The 20362-nt window shown below is 27.6% G+C and carries 20 protein-coding genes and 1 other annotated feature; all 20 genes read left to right on the plus strand.

The annotated features are described in order from the left end of the window. Positions 1–150: 150 nt before the first annotated feature. Positions 151–789: an HAD family hydrolase gene (locus GBZ86_RS04090; RefSeq protein WP_152888008.1), complete on the plus strand. Its 639-nt coding sequence runs from the start codon at positions 151–153 to the stop codon at positions 787–789. 423 nt (positions 790–1212) lie between these two features. After that, a complete protein-coding gene (locus GBZ86_RS04095; RefSeq protein ID WP_152888010.1) occupies positions 1213–3120 on the plus strand; it encodes a BglG family transcription antiterminator in 1908 nt (635 codons plus the stop codon). Between the two features lie 11 nt (positions 3121–3131). Beyond that, entirely contained in the window at positions 3132–3710 is a 579-nt protein-coding gene (locus tag GBZ86_RS04100; RefSeq protein ID WP_152888012.1) for an RDD family protein, read from the plus strand. 56 nt (positions 3711–3766) lie between these two features. Further along, positions 3767–4090, plus strand: a complete 324-nt coding sequence (locus tag GBZ86_RS04105; RefSeq protein ID WP_152888014.1) for a PTS sugar transporter subunit IIA — start codon at positions 3767–3769, stop codon at positions 4088–4090. Between the two features lie 16 nt (positions 4091–4106). After that, positions 4107–4427 carry a PTS sugar transporter subunit IIB gene (locus GBZ86_RS04110; protein WP_152888016.1) on the plus strand — a complete coding sequence of 107 codons (321 nt, stop codon included), beginning with the start codon at positions 4107–4109 and terminating at the stop codon, positions 4425–4427. A 41-nt stretch (positions 4428–4468) separates the two neighbouring features. Then, a complete protein-coding gene (locus tag GBZ86_RS04115; protein WP_152888018.1) occupies positions 4469–5818 on the plus strand; it encodes a PTS sugar transporter subunit IIC in 1350 nt (449 codons plus the stop codon). Between the two features lie 13 nt (positions 5819–5831). Further along, positions 5832–6356, plus strand: coding sequence for a GrdB-related putative oxidoreductase (locus GBZ86_RS04120; protein WP_152888020.1), 525 nt, complete (start codon positions 5832–5834; stop codon positions 6354–6356). Between the two features lie 43 nt (positions 6357–6399). Then, on the plus strand, positions 6400–7356 hold the full coding sequence (locus GBZ86_RS04125; protein ID WP_152888021.1) for a glycosylasparaginase: 957 nt from the start codon (positions 6400–6402) through the stop codon (positions 7354–7356). Positions 7357–7358: 2 nt separating this feature from the next. Continuing rightward, positions 7359–8465: a Sapep family Mn(2+)-dependent dipeptidase gene (locus GBZ86_RS04130; RefSeq protein ID WP_152888023.1), complete on the plus strand. Its 1107-nt coding sequence runs from the start codon at positions 7359–7361 to the stop codon at positions 8463–8465. 7 nt (positions 8466–8472) lie between these two features. Beyond that, positions 8473–9207: a copper homeostasis protein CutC gene (locus tag GBZ86_RS04135; protein ID WP_152888025.1), complete on the plus strand. Its 735-nt coding sequence runs from the start codon at positions 8473–8475 to the stop codon at positions 9205–9207. Between the two features lie 214 nt (positions 9208–9421). Continuing rightward, complete coding sequence (locus GBZ86_RS04140; protein ID WP_152888027.1) at positions 9422–10345, plus strand: ABC transporter ATP-binding protein; 924 nt, start codon at positions 9422–9424, stop codon at positions 10343–10345. Further along, positions 10339–11085, plus strand: a complete 747-nt coding sequence (locus GBZ86_RS04145; RefSeq protein WP_152888029.1) for an ABC transporter permease — start codon at positions 10339–10341, stop codon at positions 11083–11085. The genes GBZ86_RS04140 and GBZ86_RS04145 overlap by 7 nt, the downstream gene beginning before the upstream one ends. Positions 11086–11098: 13 nt before the next feature. Then, positions 11099–11815, plus strand: a complete 717-nt coding sequence (locus tag GBZ86_RS04150) for an ABC transporter permease (RefSeq protein WP_152888031.1) — start codon at positions 11099–11101, stop codon at positions 11813–11815. Between the two features lie 226 nt (positions 11816–12041). Then, positions 12042–12755, plus strand: a complete 714-nt coding sequence (locus GBZ86_RS04155; protein WP_327444017.1) for a response regulator transcription factor — start codon at positions 12042–12044, stop codon at positions 12753–12755. Then, on the plus strand, positions 12756–14156 hold the full coding sequence (locus GBZ86_RS04160; RefSeq protein ID WP_152888033.1) for a sensor histidine kinase: 1401 nt from the start codon (positions 12756–12758) through the stop codon (positions 14154–14156). 219 nt (positions 14157–14375) lie between these two features. Beyond that, positions 14376–15380: an ABC transporter substrate-binding protein gene (locus GBZ86_RS04165; protein ID WP_152888035.1), complete on the plus strand. Its 1005-nt coding sequence runs from the start codon at positions 14376–14378 to the stop codon at positions 15378–15380. Continuing rightward, complete coding sequence (locus GBZ86_RS04170; RefSeq protein ID WP_327444021.1) at positions 15349–16116, plus strand: ABC transporter permease; 768 nt, start codon at positions 15349–15351, stop codon at positions 16114–16116. The genes GBZ86_RS04165 and GBZ86_RS04170 overlap by 32 nt, the downstream gene beginning before the upstream one ends. After that, positions 16117–16707 (plus strand): ATP-binding cassette domain-containing protein, encoded by a 591-nt coding sequence (locus GBZ86_RS04175; RefSeq protein WP_152888036.1) that lies wholly within the window; start codon positions 16117–16119, stop codon positions 16705–16707. It abuts the gene before it with no gap. A gap of 107 nt (positions 16708–16814) precedes the next feature. Beyond that, positions 16815–17756, plus strand: coding sequence for an Rpn family recombination-promoting nuclease/putative transposase (locus GBZ86_RS04180; protein ID WP_152888038.1), 942 nt, complete (start codon positions 16815–16817; stop codon positions 17754–17756). 180 nt (positions 17757–17936) lie between these two features. Then, positions 17937–18165, plus strand: a binding site (T-box leader). Positions 18166–18223: 58 nt separating this feature from the next. Next, positions 18224–20131: a threonine--tRNA ligase gene (gene thrS, locus GBZ86_RS04185; protein WP_152888040.1), complete on the plus strand. Its 1908-nt coding sequence runs from the start codon at positions 18224–18226 to the stop codon at positions 20129–20131. Positions 20132–20362: the final 231 nt, after the last annotated feature.

The raw sequence follows: 20362 nt of genomic DNA on the forward strand, positions 1-20362 counted from the left end.
TTGTGGTTTTGAGATTCAATTTTAACATGAAATTAGGGGGTCGTTGTTTTTTTATGCAAAAAAACTTTCGAAACCTTGATATATAAAGATTTTAAAAAGAAAAGTAGTGTAGAAACTTTACACTAACACTATATGAATGGGGAATAATTAATGAAAAAGTATAAAGGTATAATTTTTGACTTAGATGGAACAATGTTAAATACAGAAAAAATGAATATAGTACCATTGCAAAGACTAATAAAAGAAGAATTAGGACAAGATGTTCATTATGAAAAACTTTTAAAATATATGGCATATGCAGGTAAAAAGACATTAGAATTATTAGAGTTTAAAGATATTAAAAAATCTTATACTAAGTGGGTAAAATATGTAAATGAATATGAAGAAGGAGCACAATTATATGATGGCTTTAAAGGAGTTATAGAAGCTTTACATAAAAATAACATACTGTGTGGAATAGCTAGTTCAAAAATGAAGAAACAATATGAAATAGATTTTCTTAAAACTAATTTGCATAACTATATGAGTGGAGTAGTACTTGCAGAAGATACAGAGAAGCATAAGCCATATCCTGATCCATTATTAAAAGCTGCAGAAACTTTAGAGGTAGAACCTAAGGATGTGCTTTATGTAGGTGATACTATTGTAGATTTTAAAGCAGCAAAAGCAGCTGGTATGGATTTTGCTTTAGCAAGTTGGGGAAATTTTGATATAAGTGGAATAAAAGCAGATTATGAATTAAAGAAACCAATAGATATTTTGAAAATTGTTGGTGTACAGGCTATATAAATCATTTCTTAAATTGAAGTTTATTCTTTTATTTAGGTAAGGGAAGGATAGGTCGTATTCAAAACTGATTCAATTATAAATTTGACCCTTTATAGGCTGTTAAAGATATAATCGTACAACTATTTTAAATGTTTAACATAATTATTTATATTTAAATAAAATTTATAAAAGTTTAAGAGATAAAAAAAGAGTTATTTAAAAATGTTTATATTGCAATATAGACATTCTTTGAAAGCTTTCGGTTTATCTCTTATTTTTTTATAGAGAAAAAAAGATAAAATTTAATATTGTTATAAAAAATTATGAAAGAATAAATAGTTGTAAATAACAACAAATATTAAAAAATTTCCTAACAGTTAGGAAATAAATTTGTAATCTCGTGGAATTAAATAGTATTATAGTAAGTAATAGGGAGGGAATTGCATGTTGAGGAAAAGACAAGAACATATTATAGACATTTTAAATAATAATAATTCTTGGATGACTGGAAAGGATATGTCAAATATTTTAAGTGTTTCAGATCGTACTATAAGATTAGATATTTCAACAATTAATAAATTTTATAATTGTTTATTAATTCAATCTAATAAAAGGTTTGGATATAAAATAAATAAGGATTTATTACATAAACAAGATATTAAAACAAAGGATGTAATACCTGAAACTTCACATGAAAGATGTGTATACATAATTCAAGAGTTGTTATTTAAAAATAAGGAAATTAATTTGATTTCTTTACAGGAAAAGGTGTTTGTAAGTGGGTATTCTATTGATAATGATATAAAGAAGATAAGAAAAATGATTAATGAATATTCAACATTAAAATTAATTAGATCAAAAAGTCATATTAGATTATCAGGAAATGAAAGTGATAAGAGAAGCTTATATAAGCAATTATTAACAGAAGAAACTGAAGGGAATTTCATGAATTTAAACGCTATTGCGAATTTATGGAATAATTTTGATTTGTTAGAGATTAAGGATATTTTAGAAGATGTGTGCCATAAGCATGATTATAAAATTAGAAAAATAAATTTTCCTATGATTATGATACATACAGGCATTGCAATAGAAAGGATTATTAACAATAACTTTATTAATAGTGTTAGTAGTTATGAAAAGCTAAAGGAAAGTAAGGAATATAAAATATCTAGAGATTTTTTTATATTTGTGAGTAGACGTATAAATATTAAACTAGTTGAAGAGGAAATTAGTTTATTTGCATTTATATTAATGGGTGAAAAGAGCACAGAGTATAGAAAAGATTTAATTAAAGAAGAGTTAGCTAAAGAAGCAAATGAGTTAATTAATAAAGTTATAATGGAGATTAAAGAACATTTTGATATAGATTTTTCTAATGACAAGGATTTAAAAGTAGGATTATTTATGCATTTACAATCTTTATTAGAAAGAAAAAGAAACAGCGCAAAAATTACAAATTTATACCTGCAAGAGATTAAAAGAAAATATCCTTTAGTATTTGAAATGGCAGTGCGAATAGGTAGTGTTATTTATGAAGTTAGTGATATATATATAGATGAAAATGAACTAGCATTCTTAGCATTACATTTAGGTGCTGCTTATGAAAGAGCAAATATTATAAAAAAATATCGTGTGATTATGATAATGCCTTATGGTCAAATATTATCAAAAATGTGTATTGATAAATTAGAAAATCGCTTTAATGATAGGATAGAAATTATAGTGGTTCATAGTTTTTTTGAAAATAATATGATACTTGAAGATGATCCAGATTTAATAATAACAACAGTACCACTTAAGCATAACTTAAAAATACCAACAGTTACTATTACGGTATTTGTTAATTATGAAGATGAGAGTAAAGTGTTTCAAGTTTTGAATAGCTTAGATAAAACTAGAAATAATGGGAAGTTTGTAAATTTAGTTAAGGTACTTATGAAAAAAGATTTATTTTATGTAAAGGAAAGTATGAAAAGTTCAAATGAAATAATTGAATTTTTATGTGACGAGTTAATAAGTAAAGGGCTAGCTACTGAAGAATATAAGGTAGAGGTGCTAAAAAGAGAAGCTATTTCAGCAACTTCATTTGTATATGGCTTTGCAGTACCTCATTCAGTTGTGTTTACATCAAATGAATCATGTATATCAACTATGATATTAAATACACCAATAAAATGGGGAGAGTATGAAGTAAAATTAATTATTTTATTAGCCATACGAGAAACAGATAATCATTTATTAAAAGTATTTTTTCACTGGTTGAGTAGTTTAGTTACAGATCAAAACAAATTTAGGCAGTTACTAGAAATAAATTCTCATGAAGATTTAATTAAGCAAATTATATCTTAGGAGGGAGGAGAATGACAAAGAATATTACTAATAATACAAAGAAAAAAACAAATAAAATAGAGGAAGTTAGTTTAGGTAGACGCTTCTTAAGTTATTTAATTGATTGGTATGTAGGAGCTTTGTGTACAGGATTACCTATAGCTATTATTTCTCAAAAATTAACTAACACAATATTGAATCAAAATATTATTGAATTTCAGCAACCTTATGGAATTATTGCAGGAATAGTAGCATTAGGTTTTGCATTTTTTTATTTTGTAATTGTTCCTACTTATATATATAATGGACAAACTTTAGGAAAGAAAATATGTAAAATTAAAATTGTGAAGAAATCTAATGATAATGTTACTTTAACTAATATGTTACTAAGGCAAGTGATAGGTATTATTGTTATTGAAGGTGCTTTAGTATCAGCAAGTGCTATATGGCATAGCGTTGTTACTATTGTTACTAAAATAAACTTTGTTACTCCATTAATGTATTTAGGATTTGTAGTTACTGCTATAAGTGTTGGAATATTAGTATTTAATAAAGAGCACCGTGCTATTCATGATTATTTAGGAAATACAAAGGTGGTGATGTGTAGTTAAAGAAAGTTAAATATACACATAGAAATATATTTATAAAAAGAATATAGGAGGATAAAATGGAAAATTTAGAATTAGTAAGTTTTAAAATTATTTCATCAGTAGGAATGGCAAAGTCAAGTTATATTGAGTCTATGAAAATGGTTGAAAATGGTGATTTGAATTTAGCAAATGAAAAGATTAAAGAAGGAGATAAGTTTTTTACTGAAGGGCATAATGCTCATAGTGAACTTATTCAACAAGAAGCAAATGGAAACTCAGTAACGCCAACAATATTACTTATGCATGCTGAGGATCAGTTAATGTCAGCAGAAATAATTAAAATTATGGCTAAAGAAATTATTAAATTAAATGGTCGTATTCAAAATTTAGAGGATAAGTAAAGGAAGGAGAATTATTATGAAAAAAATTTATTTATTTTGTAGTGCAGGAATGTCAACTAGTATGTTAGCTAGTAAAATGCAAGAGGTAGCAAATAAGCATAAGTTACCAATAGAGGTAGCAGCGTTTCCTCACAATAAATTAGGTGAAATAGTAGAGACTAAGCATCCTGATTGTATTTTGCTTGGACCACAGGTTAAATATATGTATGAAGAAACAATTTCTAAATTTGGGAATTTAGGTATTCCGATAGCAGTTATAGATGCTGGAGATTATGGAATGATGAATGGAGAAAAGGTATTAAAATCAGCAATAAAATTAATTAAAGCTAATAAATAGAAAATAAGCGGGAAACAATTAAAAAACAAGGGGCGATAAATATGATTAAAAAACTTGAGAAAATATTGATGCCTTTAGCAGAAGCAATAGGTAGAAATAAATATTTAATGTCTATTAGAGATGGTTTCTTAATTTCTACACCATTATTAATAGCGGGGTCAATTTTCTTAGTAATAGCTAATTTTCCAATTCCAGCATGGACAAATTGGTTAAAATCCTTCGTAGTAAATGCTAATACAGGGGAAACATTAGCATCATTTATTGAAAAGCCATCAGGAGCAACATTTACTATAATGGCAGTATTTGCAATCATAGGTATAGCATATTCTTTCGCAAAGCAGTTAAAGACAAATGCTATATTTGGTGCGGCAGTAGCCATAATGTCTTGGTTTTTGATTATGCCTTATTCAGTAACTGGAAAAGTTAATGGAGTTGAAGTTAATATAACTGGAATTCCAACTGGTTGGGTTGGTGCTAAAGGTATATTTGTAGGTATAATTTGTGCATTTTTATCAGTACATATATATGCATACGTAGAAAAGAAGGGTTGGACAATTAAAATGCCACCTGGAGTTCCACCAACAGTAGTACAATCTTTTGCTGCATTAATTCCAGCAACAGTAGTTATGACTGTATTTTTTGTTATAAATTTAATCTTTGGATTCTTAGGAACTAACGTATTTACTATTATATTTGAATTTTTACAAACACCATTATTAAATATTGGTGATACATTAGGAGCTATGGTGACAGCTTATATATTCTTACATTTATTCTGGTTCTTTGGTATAAATGGTGGATCAGTTGTAGGAGCTGTATTTAATCCTATTTTACAAACTTTATCAGCAGAAAATTTAGAATTCTTTAAAACTGGAATCGGAGAAGGAAATATAATTTGTCAACAGTTCCAAGATTTATTTGCAACCTTTGGAGGAGCAGGATCAACATTATCATTAGTTATAGCAATGTTATTCTTCTGTAAATCAAAAAGGGTTAAGGAACTTGGAAAGCTTTCTTTAGTACCAGGTATATTTGGTATTAATGAGCCAATAATCTTTGGGCTTCCAATAGTGCTAAATCCAGTAATGTTTGTACCATTTATATTAGTACCAACGATCAACATTGTTATATCATATTTTGCAATGTCTGGAGGATTAGTACCAATTTGTAGTGGTATAAATATTCCATGGACCACACCTGTTATTATTTCAGGGTTATTAGCTACTAACTGGGTAGGAGCTTTATTACAAGCAATTTTATTAGTGATTGGAGTATTTATATATATGCCATTTATAAAAATGATGGACAAACAATACTTACAAGATGAGGCTAATGCAGAAAAAGAAAAAGATGATGATTTTTCATTTGATGATATATCATTTGATGATTAAAGGAGAGATGAATATGAAAGTGATAATGGTTTATGACCAAATACAAGCAGGTGTAGGAATAAAAGATGATCATATGACACCCCTTGGAGTAAAAAAAGAGGTAGTTGGACCAGCTATTATGATGGAACCATATTTGAAAAAAGTGGGTGGAAAAGTAATTGCGTGTATATATTGTGGTGCAGGATATTATGAGGAAAACACAGAAGAGGTAACACGTAAAATCTGTGCACTGATAGAAAAGGTTAAGCCAGATGTAGTAATGTGTGGACCAGCATTTAATTATGAGAGATATGGGAATATGTCAGCACATATTGCTTATGCAATAAATGAAAAGACTAGTGTACCAGCATTATCAGCTATGTCAAAAGAAAATGAAAATACTATTGAAGAATTTAAAGATAAAATTTTTATTGTAGAAACGCCTAAAAAAGGTGGAATAGGATTAAACAAATCATTGCAAGGAATGTGCCAATTAGCAAAAGCAATGGTTAATAAAGAAGATACAAACGCTATAGTTGAAGAATACTGTTTTAAATAAACTATTAAATGTAAATTTTCATAAGACTAAAGGAGGAGCAAGCATGTGGGGAATAATTGCAACATGGCGTATGGCTGTTGAAGGAATTACAGTAGCAAGTGAAATGTTAAAAGAAGGAGCAGATGCAGGAGATGCAATTGAAGCTGCTATTAGAGAGGTAGAGGATTTTCCATATTATAAATCAGTAGGATATGGTGGACTTCCTAATGAAGAGATGGTAGTAGAATTAGATGCTGCATATATGGATGGAGATACATTAGATATTGGAGCAATAGCAGCTATAAAAGACTTTGCAAACCCAGTAAGTATAGCCAGAAGACTTTCAAAGGAAAAAGTTAATAACTTATTAGTATCAGATGGTGCAGAAAAGTTTGCTCATAAAGAAGGCTTTGAAAGAAAAACAATGTTAACAGACCGTGCTAAAATTTATTATAAAAATCGTATGAAGGAAATAAAAGATTTAGAAATTAAGCCTTATTCAGGACATGATACAGTTGGAATGGTATGTCTAGACATAAAAGGGAAAATGACATCAGCTACATCTACAAGTGGATTGTTTATGAAAAAAAGTGGTAGAGTGGGTGATTCACCAATTTCAGGTTCAGGATTTTATGTAGATAGTAAGGTTGGAGGAGCTAGTGCCACAGGTCTTGGAGAGGATCTTATGAAGGGGTGTGTTTCTTATGAAATCGTACGTTTAATGAAGGACGGTATGCATCCTCAAGAAGCTTGTGAAAAAGCAGTTAATATGTTTGATTTAGAATTAAAAGAGCGTAGAGGAAAAGCTGGAGATATGTCTCTAGTAGCTATGAATAATAAAGGAGAATGGGGAGTTGCTACAAACATTGAAGGTTTTTCTTTTACAGTAGCAACTAAAAACCAAGAGCCTATAGTATATCTAACTAAAAATATAAATGGAAAATGTATTCATGAGATTGCAAGTAAAGAATGGTTAGATAACTATATGAAAACAAGAATGGCACCTCTAGAAGCACTTTAGTTATGGAGAATAGAATTTTAAATGAGATAGATACTATCTCAAAAGACATGATTGAAAGTATTATTGATATAGTAAAAATTGATAGTGTAAAAAGTCAAGCTTCTTTAAATGCTCCCTTTGGAGAAGGAATTAAAGAGGCCTTAGAAAAAACGCTGGAGTTAGCTGCTTCTTTAGGACTTAAAACTAAGAATATTGATAATTATATTGGTTACGCAAGTTATGGACAAGGTGCAGAATATGTTTGTGCTATTGGACATCTTGATGTAGTTCCAGTTGGTGTAGGGTGGAAGCAGCCACCTTTCAGTGGATATATTGAAAATGATATAATTTACAGCAGGGGCATTTTAGATAACAAGGGACCTATTATCTCTTGTTTATTCGCTTTATATGCATTAAAAAGACTAAAGGTAAAATTAAAGCATGAGGTTAGAGTGATTTTTGGTTGTGATGAAGAAAGTGGTTTTAAAGATTTAACATATTATCTTGAAAAGGAAAAACCACCTATTATGGGATTTACTCCAGATTGTAAGTATCCAGTAGTATATGGAGAACGAGGAAGAGCTGTTATTGAAATAAAGGGAAAGAAAGAAAATATGAAAGAATTCTTTAACTTTATAAATGAATTTATTTTAAATGCAAAAAGTAATGGAGAACGATTAAATATAAATGTTACTGATAAGGAATTTGGAACATTAGAAGTTAGAAACTATAAAATAATATATGATGAAAATCCGTCTGTTCAATTTAGTGTAAGTTACCCAGCTGCTATTACAAAGAATGAGATATTGAAAAAAATAAAAGAAGCTGTATCATCCTTTGAAGTAAGCTGTTTAAAAAATTTTAATCCTGTTAAGTTTAATAAGGAGTGTTTTTTAGTTAATACATTAAAAAATACTTATGAAAAAGTTACTGGTTTAGATGGAACCCCAGTAACAACTACAGGTGGAACTTATGCCAAGCTTATGCCTAATATTGTGCCATTTGGACCATCATTCCCAGGGCAAAAGGGAATTGGTCATAATCCAAATGAATGGATGAGCATAGAGGATATAATAACAAATGCTAAAATATATGCCTTAAGTCTATATCATTTATCAAAAGGAGAGTAATTAAAGTATGATAGAAATATGTTGTGGAAGCTATGAAGATGCAATAAATTCATATTTAGGTGGAGCTAAAAGAATTGAGTTAAACAGTGCATTGTACTTAGGTGGTTTAACTCCAAGTATTGCAAGTTTAACATTAACAAAGAAGAATACAGATTTAAGTGTTATTTGTATGGTAAGACCAAGGGGAGCCGGATTTTGCTATAACAATATTGAGTTTGAACAAATAATGGAAGATGCTAAGGTTTTATTAGAAAATGGAGCTGATGGGTTAGCCTTTGGATTTTTAAATGAAGACCATACTATTGATATTAAAAAAACTATGGAAATGGTAAATTTAATTAAAAAGTATAAAGGTGAAGCTGTTTTTCATAGAGCTTTTGACTGTGTAAAAGATCCAATAAAAAGTATTGAACTTTTAATAAATATGAAAATTCATCGTTTGCTTACAAGTGGATTACAAGCAAAGGCAATGGATGGAAAAGATATGATTAAAATCCTACAAGAAAACTATGGTGATAGGATAGAAATTCTAGCAGGAAGTGGAGTAAATGCTTCAAATGTTAATGAATTAATGGAGTATACAAAAATATCTCAAGTTCATTCTTCCTGTAAGGATTGGTGTACAGATGTTACCACATCAGGTGAAGGTGTGAACTATTGTTATGGTCCTGAAGGACATAAAAATGATTATGACTTTGTTTCAAAAGAATTAGTGAAAAAGTTGGTGGAAATATCAAAATAAAAGAAATAGGTTTATTTTGTTTTAGGGTTATTGGATAATATTGTGATTAAAGATTAAAGCACTACATATCTTAATTGGATGGGGTGCTTTTTTCTTTTTATCTTTATTCTTTATATCTTCCTATAAACTTAAGGTAAATTTAAGATAAACTAAATCACACCTTAAGAGTATAATCTTATAATTTAGTCATAATAAGTATTTAGGAGATGTTATTATGAATGATTATATAGTGGAAACCGTAAATTTAACCAAGGATTTTAAGAACTTTAAAGCGGTGGATAGTATTAATCTTAATATTAAAAAAGAGAGGATATATGGATTTTTAGGGCCTAATGGGGCAGGCAAGTCCACTACTTTAAAAATGTTACTTGGGTTAATTAAACCAACAAGTGGAGAAGGAAGAATTTTTAGTAAAGATATAAATAAAAATAGAGAAGAAATTTTAAGTAATATTGGAGCACTTATAGAAAGTCCATCCTATTATGCACATTTAACAGCTTATGAAAATTTAGAAATTATAAGAAGAGTTTTAAAAATAGAAAAAGAATCTATAGAAGAGGCTTTAAAACTAGTTAACTTATGGGAAGTGAGAAATAAGAAAGTTAAGGAATTTTCTTTAGGTATGAAGCAAAGACTTGGTATTGCTCAAGCTTTAATAGGAAATCCTAAGTTATTAATATTAGATGAACCAACTAATGGGTTAGATCCAGCAGGAATAATAGAAATGAGAGAGCTTATAAAATCTCTTCCTAAAAAGAAAGGAATAACAGTGATAATATCTAGTCATATATTAAGTGAAATTGAGCTTATAGCTAGTGAAGTAGGAGTAATAAATAAAGGAAAATTAATATATGAAGGAACTTTAGAAGAGTTAAAAGAAAAAAGCACTGCAAATTTAGTATTAGGAATTGATAATTTTGAGAGTGTGAAAAAATCAGCTTATAAGATTTTAGTAAATAGAGGCTATAAGGTAGTAGAGGAATTAGGAAAATTTTTTATAAAGGCAGATAATATAATACCAAGTAAGGTATGTAGAGAAATGGTTATGGCAGGTTTTGATATTAATTATTTAACTTATGAACAAAAATCCCTTGAAGATATTTTCTTATGCTTAACAAGGGGGACTGGATTATGTTAATAACCTTAATTAAAAATGAATTCTTAAAGCAAAAAAGAAATTTACTATTATTAATGGTTTTAATGATACCTATAGGAGTTGGAATATTACTTTCAGTAGATTTAATTATAAGGTATGAAAATTGGTTATTACCTAAAGCACAAAAGATAGGAATAAGTTCTTGGACGCTACTAGTAAAGGAGCAGAGAATATTATATTTTAATGATTTTATGCCATTATTTTCAGCTATCATAATAGGGGAACTTCTCGAGTGTGAATATAAAAACAATGGATGGCTATTAAATATGACTCAGCCTATAAAAAGAAGGAGCATATTATTTTCAAAATACATAACTAGTATTATTTACGTGGTGATTATGTTAACTAGTAATATAATTGTTCTAATTATTTTAGGTAAGATATTTAATTTTCCTGAAAGCCTTCCTTGGAATTACTTCATAACAATGTTTTCTATTCAGCTTATATCAAGTTGTGCTGTCATGGTAATACATTTATTCATTACCATAAAAAATAAAAATGTATTAATATCCTTTGGTATTGCAGCTTTATTAAGTATAGTATCTTCAAACCTTTATTATAATAAAAGTTTCATAAGTAATATTAATCCATACAATTTTGCTTTAGTTTCATACAAGCAAAATATGTATGAAGTTAATAATGTGCATATAATTTCATTCATATTTATAATTGGTGGATTTTTTCTATTAAATAAATATTTTAAGTGTAAGAAAGTATATTAGGTAGGTGAGTAATATGGATTTAATAAGAATAGAGTTTATGAAGGTTAAGAAATTTTCCTTAGTATTACTATCAATTTTAGCACCCATACCAGCAATACTATTTTCAGTTAAGCTTTATAGTAATTTAAGTAGGAATAGTCAGGAGCTTAATGGAACAGAAATTTTTATGAATTTATCATGGGCTATGTATGTTGGAATGTTCCTACCTATGTTAATTATGTATGTTGTTTGTTCCATAAGTAAAATAGAAAATGCTAACAACGGATGGAGACAATTAATGATGTTGCCAATGAAAAAGTGGAAAATATATTTTTCAAAAAGTATTATTAATATATTAATTATAGGAATATCATTAATATCATTTTTTATTATGTGTATAATAGCTTCATACATTTTAAGTGGAGAAGTTGACTTTCAAGTAATCATTATTAAGAAGTTAATTGAAATATTCATAACTATAATACCTACTATACTAGTACTATTTATAATTTCAAGAAATTTTCGTACATTAATAGTTCCCATAGGAGTAGGAACATTGTTAATTCTTTCAAGTGCACTTTTTGTACAAAGTAACTATTGGATTTATGCACCTTGGACATATCCTTTAGCTGTTTCTATGGGAAGCTTAAGTGAAAAAGAAATATGTATGGTATTAATAATATCAATGAGTTTAAGTATCATATTATTTTTAGGAGACTTATTTAGGTTCATACATAAAGATGTAATATAAGTAAGCCTATGGTAAAATTAATTAAAAGTAGAAAGGGAAAAGTATTGACTTTATACTGCTTTAATTATTACTTTCATACATAAATGGCTATGAAAGCAATAGTTATGTAGTGATACGCAATGCTTTTCATTTTCATTACTTAAATATTCTTATTGTAAGAATAGAGTATTATTTCAATATTAAGCCCTATATAAAGTATAGAAATATATTCATAAGAAGGATGGTTATGATGTATGATAATAATTTATTAAAGAAGAGTATATTGTTAGTAGATGATGAGGAGCAATTGTTATTACTATTAAGGGAAGTATTAATTAAAGAAGGGTTTTCTAACATTTATGAAGCAACTAATGGGGTGGATGGAATATTGATTGCTAAGGATGTTAACCCAGATATTATATTGCTAGATGTTAATTTGCCTGATGTGGAAGGGTTTACTGTATGTGAAAAGATAAGAGGATTTTCTTTTTGTCCAATTATATTTCTAACTGCCAAGAACGAAGATAACAATAAACTTCAGGGGTTAGAAGTAGGAGGAGATGATTACGTAACTAAGCCTTTTAATATTAAGGAAGTAGTTCTCAGGATAAAAGCTCAGTTAAGAAGAAATAGTTATATTCCTAAGGAAAATAAAAAATTAGAAATAAAATTTGGGCATATTGCTATTAATGAAGAAGAAGGAACAGTAAAAAAGCATGGGCAGTCAATTACATTAACCGCTAAGGAATTTGCACTTGTTTTAATGTTAGCTAAAAATAAGAATAAGATATTAAGTAAAAATACTATTTGTGAAGCTATATGGGGATATGAATACTATGGTTATGACAATACTATTATGGTTCATATTAGACATTTAAGAGAAAAGTTAGAGGATGAGCCAAGTAATCCAAGGTATATTAAAACCTTAAAGGGATTAGGCTATAAGTTGGTGAGTGAATAAATGAAGTTAAAATTAACACTAAGATTTCTTTTATGCAACATAATAATTTTCTATGTAGGATGGAGTATTTTTATTGTTATGAATGTAATATTAATGAATAGTAATATTTCCTTTGGTGAAAATTTTTTTAATGTGACTTTTAATGCAAGTAATTTTGTGGATGAAACTAAGAAAGATATAAGATTTATAGATGATAAATTTTTAATAAATGATAAAAGAGAAAAAGTATTAAAAGAAAATAATATATGGCTACAGGTTTTAGATGAAGGGAATACTGAAGTTTACAATGTAAATAAACCAAAAGAAATTCAAACTCATTATAGAACTGGAGAGTTAATAAAAAATAGGACTAGTCCATGGGAATCTAAGCATCCAGTTACATTAATGTTTAGAGAAATAGAAGAAGGGGGAAAGTTTTATACTTTAGTTATAGCTTTACCTATAAATAAGTTTTTTACATATACATTAGGCTTTACAGAGGAAAACTTTAAATTTTTCCTTATATCATTTTGTGGTTTTGCATTAGGATTAACTTTAATTGTAGGGGTTTGGTTTAGTAGAAGTTTAGCATCACCTATAAACGATATTGTAAATAATATTGAATTACTAAAAGAAGGTAAGGTGGTTAACAAGAAATTTAAAAACAATTTGTATGAAAAAGTTAATGAAAATATAATGAATCTTTCTATAACTCTTCATAAGAATGAATTAGACAGAGCAAAAATAGATAAAGCAAAGGAAGAGTGGATTGCTAATATTGCTCATGATTTAAAAACTCCTTTAAGCTCTATTAAAGGGTATGGAGAATTATTAAGCCAAGATGATTATGAGATAACCGTAGAAGATGCTAAGAGATATGGCAATGTAATTAAAGAAAAATCTAAATATATGCAGGAGTTAATTGAAGATTTATCATTAATATACAAATTGAAAAACAAAGTATTACCTTTTAAATTAAAGGAAAAAAATTTAATTAATATAGTAAGAGAAGTTGTTATAGATATTTTAAACAATCCTAATTTTTCAAACAGAGAAATAAATATTCATTATAATTATGGAAATATAATGTTTAGGTGTGATGAAAAATATTTAAAAAGAGCTTTTAATAATTTTATAATAAATGCATTAATACACAATAATGATAATACTATTGTTAATATTAGTGTGAATAAAATTAACAATGGTATTAACGTAGGTATTGAGGATAATGGACAAGGTATTAATGAAGAGGAAATTAATAATATATTTAATAGGTATTATAAAGGGAGTCATACTGGAGAAAAAGCTAAAGGAACAGGACTTGGAATGGCTATTAGTAAAGAGATAATTCATGGACATGGAGGAACAGTTAAGGTAGAAAGTTTAGTTGGTGTGGGAACTTCGGTGATGGTTAGGTTTTAATAATATTTATGCAAAAATTTTTACATCCTTTTACTTAAATAAAGTTTACAAAAAGTAATATGGGTAAAGATTTGTCTTAGTTAAAAAAATTATAGATAAAGTGTAGATAGAGTTATGCACATAGTTCCTTAGAAAGTAATAAAAGAAGTATGAAAATATTAGAGAAAAAATAATGAAGTTTATAGAATAAAGTCAATATTAAACACAAGGAGGAAAATCATGAAAAAGAAGTTATCAATAGTATTAGTACTATCATTAATAGTAAGCTTATTTGTAGGATGTACATCAAAAGAAGGAAATCAACAGGCAACGGAAAAAACAGAAGCTGTTAAAGTAATGGCATTAAAAGGGCCTACAGCAATGGGAATGGTTAAAATGATTAGTGATGAAAAGGATAAAAAAGAAAAGAATTATGAATTTACAATATCAAGTTCTGTTGATGAAATTACACCTAAGATTGTTAATAAAGAAGTAGATATTGCTGCGGTACCTGCTAATTTAGCATCAGTTTTATATAACAATACAAAGGGTGAGGTAGTAACATTAGCTATTAATACACTAGGAGTTTTATATATAGTTCAAAATGGAGATACAATACATAGTGTAGATGATTTGAGAGGAAAAACAATTTATGCTAGTGGTAAAGGTGCTACTCCAGAGTATGCATTAAATTATATATTAAAAGGAAATGGAATTGATCCAAATAAGGATGTTAATATTGAGTATAAATCAGAGCATACAGAGTGTTTAGCAGCATTGTTAAATGATAAAAATGGAATAGCATTACTTCCACAACCCTTTGTTACAACAGCTTTAACTAAGGATAAGAATTTAAGAGTTGCTTTAAATTTAACTAAGGAATGGGATGCTTTAAATAAAAATAAAAAGGATGGAAGTACTTTAATAACAGGGGTTGTTGTGGCAAGAAAAGACTTTGTTGATAAACACCAAGAGCAAGTTAAGAGCTTCTTAGAACAATATAAAAAGTCAATTGATTTTACTAATGATAATATAGATGAAGCAGCAAAGCTTATAGGTGAAGAGGGGATAGTACCAGAAGCAATAGCTAAAAAAGCAATACCAGAATGTAATATAACATTTATAGCAGGTAATGAAATGAAAGAAAAGCTAAGTGGTTATTTAAAAGTACTTTATGATGCTAATGCAAAATCAGTAGGAGGAAAAATGCCAGGTGAAGATTTCTACTATATTCAAGAAAATTAATAAAATTCATATATTAGCAATACTCTTTTGGCTTATAGTTTGGCAGATAGTTAGTATGATGCTTGGTCAGGAGATACTTTTAGTATCTCCTTTTTCTGCTTTAAAAAGATTATTAGAGTTATCAATGGAGAGCAACTTCTGGAAGTCCATATTATTTTCTTTTATTAAAATAACTACAGGATTTGTACTAGCTTTTATAGTTGGAATAATATTTGCCATAATAGCTTCAAATAAAAAGAACTTTAAAACACTTATTGAACCATTAATACTTACAATACAAGCTATACCAGTAGCTTCATTTATAATACTATGTTTAATATGGGTCTCTTCAAAAAATCTATCAATACTCGTATCTTTCTTAATGGTATTACCTGTGGTATATAGAAATATTTTAGATGGTATAAAAAGTATTCCTAAAGAGTTAAATGATATGGCTAAAGTATTTAAGGTTAGCAAAATAAAAAAAATAAGATATATATACCTATCACAGGTTACTCCCTATTTAAGAGCCGCATGTAGTGTTTCTTTAGGATTATGTTGGAAGGCAGGTATAGCAGCAGAAGTAATAGGTATGCCTGCTAATTCTATTGGAGAAAAATTATATGAAGCTAAAATATATTTAAACACACCAGATTTATTTGCTTGGACCATAGTTATTATTATTATAAGCATTTGTTTTCAAAAAGGATTTTTATCAATAATAGACTATGCTTTAAAAAGATTGGAGATAAATTAAATGGATATAGTAATTGAGAATTTAAATAAAAAATACAATAATAAACCTATATTAGACAACCTTAATATTAAGTTTAAAGAGAATGCTATATCCTTTATATTAGGGGCATCAGGTATTGGCAAGACAACTTTAATAAGAATATTAATGAATTTAGAAAAAGCAGATGGAGGTAATATTAAAGGCATTAATGATAAAAGAATTAGTGCTGTATTTCAAGATGATTGCTTATGTGAAAATTTAAGTGTTAGATTAAACATAAAATTAGTATGTGAAAATATTAGTGATTTAAAAATTGAAAAAGCATTAGAACAATTAGATTTAAAAGGGTGTATGAACAAAAAAGTAAGAGAACTAAGTGGAGGTATGAAGAGGAGAATAGCCATACTTAGAGCTTTATTATATGACTTTGATTTATTAATTATGGATGAACCCTTTAAAGGATTAGATAAAGAAACTAAGGAAAAAGTTATGAACTTTGTAATAAGCAAAGTTAAAAATAAGACGGTTATTATAATTACTCATGAGGTATGTGAGGTGGAGTATTTTAGGGAGAATAGTATGTTGAGAATTGATGAGTTGTTTATGGGGTAAAGAATTTGTTAAGTTAAAGTTTTTATAAAAAATGATTTAGGTTAATGTTATAATTAAATTAGTAATAGAGAATAATTTAAACAAAAGATAAAGTAAGGAATTATAGTATGAATGAGAAAGTTAAGAAGAATATTTATCATATACATGATAAGTCATATAAGGATTTGTATTCAAAAAAAGAAATAGCAATAGATTTATTAAAGAATTTTGTGAAGAAAGAATTTACTAAAGACTTAAGAGCAGAAGATTTAACTTTAGTAAATAAATCATTTATTTCATCAGATTATGAAGAAACAGAAAGTGATATAGTTTATAAAGCTAAAATTGGCGATACAGAAGCAATATTTTATATACTTTTAGAGTTTCAATCTAGAATAGATTATAGAATGCCTTTAAGATTATTATTTTATATGGTTGAGATTTTAAGAGTGTTTTCTAAAAATGAAAATCATGATAAAAATGATAAGAACATAAAAATACCAGTAGTAATACCTATAGTATTATATAACGGTAAACAAATATGGGATGTACCTAATGAATTTAGAAAGATGTTTTACAATGAGAGTAAATTTCATAAGGGAGTTTTAAACTTTACTTATGATGTATTTGATGTAAACAATGGATTTACAAAAGAAGAATTAATAAAAAGTAAAAACGTAACATCAGCTATATTTTTACTAGATCAAAAAATAACTCCAAAGGAATTTTTAGATAGGGTAAAAGCAATAGCATTATTTTTTGATGAGTTAAGTAATGAAGAATTAAAAGCTATTAAGCATTGGATAAAGAATACAACAGAAGAAAGACTAGCAATAAAAGCTAATGAAGTTTTAGATGCTGACAAAAAGGAGGTTCTAAGCATGGTTGCTAATAATGCATTTATACTAAAGGAAATGGAAGAAGAGGCTAAAAAAAGAGGAGAAAATAAAGCTAAATTAGAAGTAGCTAAAAATTTATTAGATATTTTAGATGATGAAACAATAGCACTGAAAACAGGATTAGATATAGAAGTGGTTAAAAAGTTAAGAAAAGAAGAAAGTTGTAGATAGGCTTTGAAAGAGGCCTATTTATTTTTTTGAAATTATTAGTGTGAAGAAAGTTAGGTAGGATTATTTATGATATGGAGAACCATATCATAAACAATAAAATATAATTTCTTTACAAACAAAACCAAAAGTGCTAATATTAATTTAATTAATATTGAATATTATAGTAAATAAGTATAATATTAATAAATGTTGATAGGAAAAAGTATTATAGAATACAGTTTTAAGAGAGAAAGTGCCATTGGCTGTAAGCACTTTTAAATATGACTATAAGAAAAACTACCCTGGAGTTATGGTTTAGTATCAAATATTTGAGAAATACCATCGGTGAAGATCGATAATGCTTTTAGAGATGAATTGAATTTTTAAATTCAATTTGGGTGGAACCATGGATATAACATTCGTCCCAAAGTTTTGGGATGGGTGTTTTTTTATATTAAAAATGAAATTTATAAAAGGAGGTAGATGTAATGATTAACGTTAAATTAAAAGATGGATCAATAAAAGAGATAAAAGAAGAGTCAAATATTTTAGAATTAGCTAATTTAATAAGTAAAAAGCTAGGGAAAAATGCAGTTTTAGGTGAAGTAAATGGAACCTTAGTCCATTTAAGTTATAAGCTTAAAGATGGTGATGAGGTAAACATAATAACCTATGATGATGAAGATGGAATTAAGGTTATGAGACATACTACCTCACATGTGATGGCACAAGCTGTAAAGAGACTTTATAAAGATGCAAAATTAGCTATAGGACCATCAATAGAAAATGGATTTTATTATGATTTTGATTTAGAAAATCCACTAAATAATGAAGATTTAGTTAAAATAGAAGAGGAAATGAAAAAGATAATAAAAGAAAATTTAAGTCTTGAAAGAATAGAGTTAAGTAAAGAAGAAGCTATAAAGTTGATGGAAGAAAAAAATGAAGATTATAAGGTTCAATTAATAAAAGAATTACCAGAGGGGGAAGTAATATCTCTTTATAAACAGGGTGATTTTATTGATTTATGTAGAGGACCACATTTAGTATCTACTAAAGGAATAAAGGACTTTAAATTAACTAGTGTGGCAGGTGCATATTGGAAGGGTAATGAGAAAAATAAAATGTTACAAAGAATTTATGGGGTAGCATTTTCTAATAAAGAACTTTTGAAGACTTATTTAAACAATATAGAAGAAGCAAAGAAAAGGGATCATAGAAAGTTAGGAAAAGAATTAAAATTATTTACTTTTGTTGAAGAAGGACCAGGATTTCCATTCTTTTTACCTAAAGGTGTAGTGCTTAAAAATAATTTAATTAATTATTGGAGAGACTTACACCAAAAGGCTGGATATGTAGAGATTGAAACTCCAATAATGTTAAATAAAAAGCTATGGGAAACTTCAGGACATTGGTATCATTATAAAGAAAATATGTATACTTCAATGATTGATAATGAAGAATTTGCATTAAAGCCAATGAATTGTCCAGGTGGAATGCTTGTTTATAAATCAGAAGCACATTCTTATAGAGATTTTCCAATGAGAGTTGGTGAGCTTGGAAGAGTTCATAGACATGAACTTTCAGGTGCTTTACATGGACTTATGAGAGTAAGAGCCTTTACTCAAGATGATGCTCATATATTTATGTTACCAGATCAAATAAAATCAGAAATTAAAGGTGTTGTATCATTAATTGATGAAGTATATTCAAAGTTTGGATTTAAATATGGTGTTGAATTATCTACAAGACCAGAAGATTCTATGGGAAGTGATGAAGACTGGAATATGGCAGAAAATTCATTAAAGGCTGCTCTTGAGGAAATGAATTTACCTTATAAAATAAATGAAGGTGATGGAGCATTTTATGGTCCTAAGATAGATTTTCATCTTGAAGATAGCTTAGGTAGAACATGGCAATGTGGTACTATTCAATTAGACTTTCAATTACCTCAAAGATTTGAACTAGACTATATTGGAAGTGATGGAGAAAAGCATAGACCAATAGTTATTCATAGAGTTATTTTTGGAAGTATTGAAAGATTTATTGGTATATTGATAGAACATTTTGCAGGTAAATTTCCAACATGGCTTGCACCAGTTCAAGTTAAGATATTACCTATTTCTGATAAGTTCATAAATTACTCCAATGAAGTTAAAGAAAAGTTATTAGCTAATGGAATACGAGTTGAAACAGATTTACGTGGTGAAAAAATAGGATATAAAATAAGAGAAGCTAGAAATGAAAGAGTTCCTTATATTATTGTTATTGGTGAAAATGAAGAAAACAATAAAAATATTTCTTTAAGAAGTAGAGAAAATGGTGATGAAGGAATTGTGGAGTTAGATAGTTTTATAGATAGAATAAAGAATGAGATAATAAATAAAAATATATAAAAAAATACCTTATACGAATTTTTTATTCATTATATTATATTTAGTTAGATAATTTGATAATAATTAAAAGATAATATTGTTTTTTATAACAATTAAGTTATTTGATGAAATATAAATGTTAAGCTATAATTTGTAGTGAATAATTGAATTTAAGTATAATTTTGAGAATTTCAAGTATCTTTTAATAAAAATATTATTAAAAGATACTTGAAACTTATAAGAAGATAAATG

The sequence above is a fragment of the Clostridium tarantellae genome, assembly GCF_009295725.1.
Lineage (GTDB): Bacteria > Bacillota > Clostridia > Clostridiales > Clostridiaceae > Sarcina > Sarcina tarantellae.